A 6,539-nucleotide genomic window follows, 5' to 3' on the forward strand; every position below is an offset into this window, starting at 1 on the left:
ATCTGATCATCGCTGTCACCGATGACGACTGGTTCGAGATGCTGCGGCGGCAGCCGGACCTCAGCGAGGTCAATTTCTGGGCACCCTCGGCAGGGGCGGATCCGGACGACCGTAGCGACTTCGCCTTCGGTTGCCGCATCCTGACCCAACCGTTCTTTTTCGACGAGGCCGACTGGATTCCGGTACCGGAAAGCTGGTCGCCGAACATCGTCTCGTTCAAGACCTACAACACGGGCGAAGCCGAGGGGCTGGCCCTGTGGGAGGCGGTCAACGACCGTTCGGCCCGGCAGCTGTTCCCTGGCATAGCCGAAGAGCAGGCGCGGTTCGGGGAGCCCCAACTCATCCGGCTCCGCCTCGGGCAGGGGGCATTCCGTGTGCTGGTGACCGACATTTATGGGCGGCGTTGCGCTGTCACGCAGGAGCGGACCCTGCCAGCGCTTGAGGCGGCGCATATCCGTCCCTATGGCGATGGCGGCGAACACGAGGCCCGGAACGGCCTCCTGCTGCGGCGCGACATCCACAGCCTGTTCGACGCCGGTTATGTGACGGTCACGCCCGATCTCGACTTCGAGGTCAGCCGCCGCATCAAGGAAGAGTTTGACAACGGCCGGGATTACTATGCCCTACACGGTCAGCGGATCAGCGCGCCGCGTGAAGCCACCCAGCGCCCCGATCCGGTTGCCCTTACCTGGCACAATGAGCACTGTTTCAGGGGATGATGGGTGATCGCGATGAGCGAGAACGACCGGGACAGCCTGGGCGCTGACGTCATTCCTCCCCGTCCATCAGGGGCCGGTCGCAAGCTCGATCTGTGATCCGATGAGGCCGAACGCACCGACCCATCCATGCCGAGTGAACACCCCTCCAGCCTCGGTCTGTCGAGGTCCGTAGAAGCGTCCGTGCATGGTTTGGTCGTCGGACTGGAAGGAACCGGCGTGAAGCGGGACGTCCTGCCACGTGAGGGGGCCTGTGCTGGGGCTGGAGAGCGTCAAATCGACTTCAGGATGCGGCTCGAGGTCGACGGTGAGGCGTGCGGATCCCTTAGTTCGGGCTCCTGCGGCGTTCCTGGCGATCATGGAGCCTGTCCAGGCCGCCGTCTCGGTGGGATTGACGGCTTGCCAGTCGCCGAAGGAGACGGCGCCGGCGTCGGTGAGGCCGAAGACGCTGTCCTGAAGCATCTCGCCATCAATGACGGCGCCCCACAGAAGGCTGTCGGCGAGCGCGGGGACGTCGACCGGGCCCGTGGCGACCCACGCCAGGGTGTCCTCGCCCTGCAGCCGCTCTCCCCTGCGTCGTGCGGATGGCTCGACGTACTGGCCGCGGTGGATGCCCCGGCGCGCGGCTTTGGCCTGGGCTTCCTCATTGACATAGTCGGTGGTGTAGTAGGCGATAGCCCAACCGTTGCGAACCAACCAGGCATTGAGGTCCTCGTCTCCGACGGAGCAGTGCCCGATAGCACGGTCGTACCGGTCGGTGGAGGTATGGGTGCACGAGACGGCGCTGTCGATGCGGGAACGGAGAGCCTGCGTAGCCGCGTTGCCGCACTCCCAGGTGTGGCCCCACGCGCGGCAGGTTTGATAGGACTCGGGGGCGTCGATCCCGTGAAGGCGGTAGCGGACGCCGTCGATGTCGATGGTGTCGGCGTCAACGACGCGGAGGTCCTGAGATGGTGGTGGTTCGGGAGGCCGTAGGGTTGGGCTGCCGCCGCCGCATCCGGCCAGGAGCAAAAGGATAATGGAGAGGGTGATGAGAATCATCAATTCATGCCGGCCTCGAACCGGGTCAGCATCCAAGAACCGTGTCCAAGGTACCTGTGGGCCAAGCGGGTTGCCGTGGAAAAAGATCAAGGCCCGAGCGGGCCTCGACGTCTGAGAGGGGCGCACCGCGGTTGCAATACGCGGTTTCCGTAGTTCTCTGGCCAGAAAGGGACCCAGTGAGTGTTCTGCCCCTCGTCCTTCCAAGAGTAGCAAAGGGCACAAAATTGAAACAAAGGGAACAGAACCGAGACGAAGGTGATGGGGGGCGAAATCGCTGGCCGGTAGTTTGTCAACTCCGACAGGTGTGTATTCGGCGCTAGTTGGCCGGAGCACTTTCTTGACACGTCATGATTTGTCATGACATGCTGGAGTTGCCCGAGGAGAAGTGCGCTATGTCCAAGACTCGTGAAAAGTTCGCTACCCAGGTCAATTCCGAAATCTTGTCCTCCATCCGCGCGATTGCTGAGCAGGAAGGCCGGCAGCTTCAGGCGCTCGTGGATGAGGCACTTGCCGATTTGATCGAAAAACGAAGACAAGCCCGACCCCGGCCGCAAGTCATGGCGGCTTATCTCGCCAGTCATGACAAGTACGGCGAGCTCTACAAGAAGCTCGCCAAGTGAGTGACTACCTCACGTTGGCGGAAGTCCTTGCCATTCACGCGGACCAGATTGAACGGTACGGAGGATCGGAGGGGATTCGGGACGCCGGTCTTCTGGAGGCGGCGCTCTATAGGCCGCAGACTGGCTACTACGCTGATCTCGTGGAGGAAGCCGCAGCGTTGTGGGAGAGTCTCGCCCAGAACCATCCGTTTGTCGATGGTAACAAACGCGTGGCCTTTGCCGCGACGTACACGTTCTTGGCGATCAATGGCGTGCGGCTGACGGCCAGCCCAGAGGATGCCTACGCTTTCATCTCGGGATTGTACGAAGACGGGACGTTCCGCTTTGACAGGCTGGCGCCATGGCTTCGGCGCAATGTCGAGGCGAGTGTCTGAGCACAAATAGCCCACAACATCGTTCTGGCGGCTCCTGCGAGAATCGTCATGTCGCCGGCCATGCAATTTCCAGTTGAGGAACGCCACGATGAACATCAAATCCGGACCCTGCGACGGTCTGCACGGCTCCATCCGTGTCATCTCGTCGAAATACCATTTCACGCGGGCGATGATCCTGGCGTCGCTCGCCCACGGGCGGAGCACCATCACGGACGTGACCGGGGCCTTCGTGGGCAAGATGACTTCGACGACCGAGAACATCGCCGCGTTCGGCCCGACCATCGAGTTCGCCGGCGATACCTGCGTCATTGACGGTGGTGACTATCGTACGCCCGGCGACGTCATCGACGTCGACGACTCGGGCACCACGCTTCAGTTCTTGCTGGGGGTCGCGGCGGCATGCCCGGGATGGACGGTTTTCACGGGCGGCGAGTCTCTGCGCAGGCGGCCCATGAGGGCGCTCCTGGACAGTCTGTCTCTGCTGGGGGTCCAGTGCCATTCCGCCCAGGGCGACGGGACGGCGCCCATCATCGTCCGTGGCGGCGGTTTCGCCGGCGGCGAAACCGAGATCTCCGGTTTTATTTCACAATGGCTGTCGGGCGTCTTGATCTGCGCTCCGCTCAGTCGTGACGGGGTGACCGTCCGGGTCACCGATACGTTGCGCGAAAAGCCCTACATCGACATGACCCTGCAGATGCTCGACGCGTTCGGGATCGAATATGACGCGAGCCGCGCTCCGGATCTGTATTCCGTGCCCGGAGGACAAACGTACAAGCCGGCGAACCTGACCATTCCCGGCGATTTCTGTGTGGCGTCGGTGCCCATGGTTGCCGCCGCCATCACGCCGGGGTCGGACATTGCCTTGCAGAACCTGGACATGACGAGCATTCACCCCGAGAAGAGAATCGTCGACATCATGCTTGAAATGGGCGCCGATCTGACCATCGACGCGGACGCCAAGACGATCCGGGTGCGCGGCTCGAAGCCCATGCGCGGGGTGGAGATCGACGTGACCCACTCACCCGATCTGGTGCCCATCCTGTCGGTATTGGCTTGTTTCGCCGAGGGGACGACACGGATCGTGAACGGCGAGCACGTCCGCTACAAGGAAAGTGATCGGATCGCCTCAATGATGGAGCTGGTCAAGATCGGCGCCCGCATCGAGGAACGACGCGACGGCCTCGATATCGTCGGGGTCGGCGGCTATCGCGGTTCCGCCACGCTCGATGCGTACCTGGACCACCGGGTGGCGACGGCATTGTCGGTGGCGGGCCTCAAGGGAGACCGGGAGATCACGGTGTCCAGGGCCGAGAACTTCGTCCAGTCCTATCCGGGTTTCGTCAACGACATGAACCGGCTGGGGGCCTCTCTGAGCATCGAGGAGGGGTGAGGAGCCGATCACCGGCGGTCCGGAAGCTGACCGTGTCGGCGCCCCTCGACTTCGCTTAGCTACACCTGCCTTCGCCTCTCTACACCTGACTTCGCTTCGCTACACCTGCCTTCGCTTCGCTACACCTGACTTCGCTTCGCTACACCTGCCTTCGCTTCGCTACACCTGACTTCGCTTCGCTACACCTGCCTTCGCTTCGCTACACCTGACTTCGCCTCGCTACACCTGTCCTGAGGGCGTGTTTCCTTCGGGCTCGCCCACGAGTCCGCGGCGCCTGAGCCTCGTTTCTATATAATATTGATATTGCATAAACGTAAAAAATTCGCTAGGGTGCGACAGATTTTGCTCCGGGATGCGTGGGTGAGGGGGTCGAATGACCCGGTGGCGATGGTCGGTCTCTCACCAGTTCAATTCGGAACATTCCGGCACTAGAGGGCTCGGCGACAGCCGCGGCGGGGGCGCCTTCACTGATTAGGCTCATCCCGCTTGCCGCTCCGCGAACGAACGCAACTCCGACAAACGGCTTGCGTTCGTCGACCTCGTTCCCCCGGACAGCAGGACACAATCAGACCCCCCGCGCTCGGCTTCGAAGCGGCGTGCCGCTCAAGGGAGCGACCGAGGGCTTTGTAACGAAACGCGACAGTCAGCGATCGGGCGCCGGATGAGCCGGCACGAGAAGCGGAAGTGGAGAACAGAATGTACGGAATCCGCATGCAAGACACCCGTGGAATCAAGGCCGCCGGGGACGTTCGCGGCGCCTCCTTGGCCGGGCACCCGCTATCGGACACCGGTCCGCTCGACGCCAGGGGCAAGGAGTCGGCTCGGGGAAGCCGCAATGGCTGCCCCCGCACGGGGACGGCGCCTGCCCACCCGGCGGAAGCGGACCGGCGGCGGCGCAAGCGGTGTCGCCCGCGGATGGGGACAAGCGCGGTTGCGCGGCTTGGCCACATCGCTTCGGCGTTCCTGTTCCCCTTCTTCCTCGGTGCCGCGGCGCTCCCCGCACAAGCCCAGAACGCGGCGCCAACGGCCTCGGACCGCACGGTGACGACGGATGAGGACACGTCGCACACATTCACTGTAAATAACTTCAACTTCGCGGACTCGGACAGCGGCGACAGGCTGGAGAGCGTGAAGATCGTGACACTGCCAACCGCCGGTTCGCTCGCGCTCTCGGGGACCTCGGTGACCGCGGACGACGTCGCGATGAGGGCCCAGATCGAGAACGGCAACCTCCAGTTCACCCCGGCCGCGAACGCCAACGGCGCGAACTACGCGAGCTTCACGTTCAAGGTCAACGACGGCACGGCGGAGAGCGCCGACGCGTATACCATGACCATTGATGTTACCCCGATCAACGATCCGCCAACGGGCGGGCCGACGATTATCGGTGAGCCGCGCGTTTCTGTAGTGCTGACAGTGGACACGAGCACCATTATGGATGCCGACGGCCTGCCAACCGGCGAAGATGCTTTCGAAATCAATTGGTTCTTCTCGGGAGACGACACCCCCGAGGGATTCGGCGAGACCCTAATGGTGTACCCGTCGGAAGGGGTCGGCAGGACGCTCAGGGTGGAAGTGGAGTACACGGACTTAGGGGAGGAGAAGGAACGAGCGGTTCTCGATGGTTGGCCGGCAGGCGGCCTCAAGTTCAGACCCGTGGTGTCGAACCCGATCCTGGACCAGGACACGACGGCAGGTACGGCGTTCAAGGCGACGGCAGGTACGGCGTTCAGCTTCACGTTTGCTGAAGACACGTTCAACGATTTTACCGACGCAGAGACCCAGGCTTTGGTCTATACAGCCCAGCAGACCGACGACACAAGTCTTCCCACGTGGCTGCGCTTCGACCCCGCAACGCGCACCTTTGAGGGGACGCCGCAGGAGGGTGACGTCGACACGGTGATGGTGAAGGTGACCGCCACCGACGCCGATGGCTACAGCCGCGACGACGTCTTCGACATCACCGTCATGGCGGCGTCGAGCGGGCCCACGGCGCCGACCTACACGCCGCCGGGAACGCTCACGGTGGGCGTGGCGATCACGGACATGACCCCCTCGGGGGGCAGCGCCGACATCACGGGCTACAGCGCCACCGGGCTGCCCCCGGGGTTGAGCATCCACGCAACCACCGGCGCCATCAGCGGCACGCCGAGCACCGCGGCCAGCGCCACGGCCAGCGCCACGGTGACGGTGAACGATACCGATAGCAACACCGACACGGTCGAGATCACCTTCCCGGCGGTGGCCAAGGGGGACCAGACCCTGAGCGGGTTCAGCTATGCCCCTTCGCCGTTGACCTTCGGCGATGCCAATCCCACCCGCACCGGCCCCACCGGGGCGCAGACGACGCTGAGCTATACGGCGTCTCCCGCGGGGGTGTGCACGGTGGATGCGAACA

6 protein-coding genes are annotated in these 6,539 nt (G+C 63.6%); 5 read left to right on the top strand and 1 reads right to left on the bottom strand.

Going from position 1 to position 6,539, the window contains the following annotated elements:
* Positions 1–38 precede the first annotated feature (38 nt).
* Positions 39–719: an HNH endonuclease gene (locus OXF11_14230; protein ID MCY4488254.1), complete on the top strand. Its 681-nt coding sequence runs from the start codon at positions 39–41 to the stop codon at positions 717–719.
* Positions 720–785: 66 nt separating this feature from the next.
* Here OXF11_14230 and OXF11_14235 read toward each other — a convergent pair whose 3' ends face one another.
* Positions 786–1,757, bottom strand: coding sequence for a thermonuclease family protein (locus tag OXF11_14235; GenBank protein ID MCY4488255.1), 972 nt, complete (start codon positions 1,755–1,757; stop codon positions 786–788).
* 392 nt (positions 1,758–2,149) lie between these two features.
* Between OXF11_14235 and OXF11_14240 the strand changes: the two genes are divergently transcribed.
* The 4 genes from OXF11_14240 to OXF11_14255 form a co-directional block, all read left to right on the top strand.
* On the top strand, positions 2,150–2,377 hold the full coding sequence (locus OXF11_14240) for a hypothetical protein (GenBank protein MCY4488256.1): 228 nt from the start codon (positions 2,150–2,152) through the stop codon (positions 2,375–2,377).
* Positions 2,374–2,751 carry a type II toxin-antitoxin system death-on-curing family toxin gene (locus OXF11_14245; protein MCY4488257.1) on the top strand — a complete coding sequence of 126 codons (378 nt, stop codon included), beginning with the start codon at positions 2,374–2,376 and terminating at the stop codon, positions 2,749–2,751. The genes OXF11_14240 and OXF11_14245 overlap by 4 nt, the downstream gene beginning before the upstream one ends.
* Before the next feature lie 88 nt (positions 2,752–2,839).
* Positions 2,840–4,141, top strand: a complete 1,302-nt coding sequence (aroA, locus tag OXF11_14250) for a 3-phosphoshikimate 1-carboxyvinyltransferase (protein MCY4488258.1) — start codon at positions 2,840–2,842, stop codon at positions 4,139–4,141.
* 696 nt (positions 4,142–4,837) lie between these two features.
* Positions 4,838–6,539: putative Ig domain-containing protein (locus OXF11_14255; GenBank protein MCY4488259.1), on the top strand; the 1,702-nt coding region annotated here is incomplete at its 3' end.

Source organism: Deltaproteobacteria bacterium, assembly GCA_026712905.1.
Lineage (GTDB): Bacteria > Desulfobacterota > Binatia > UBA9968 > JAJDTQ01 > JAJDTQ01.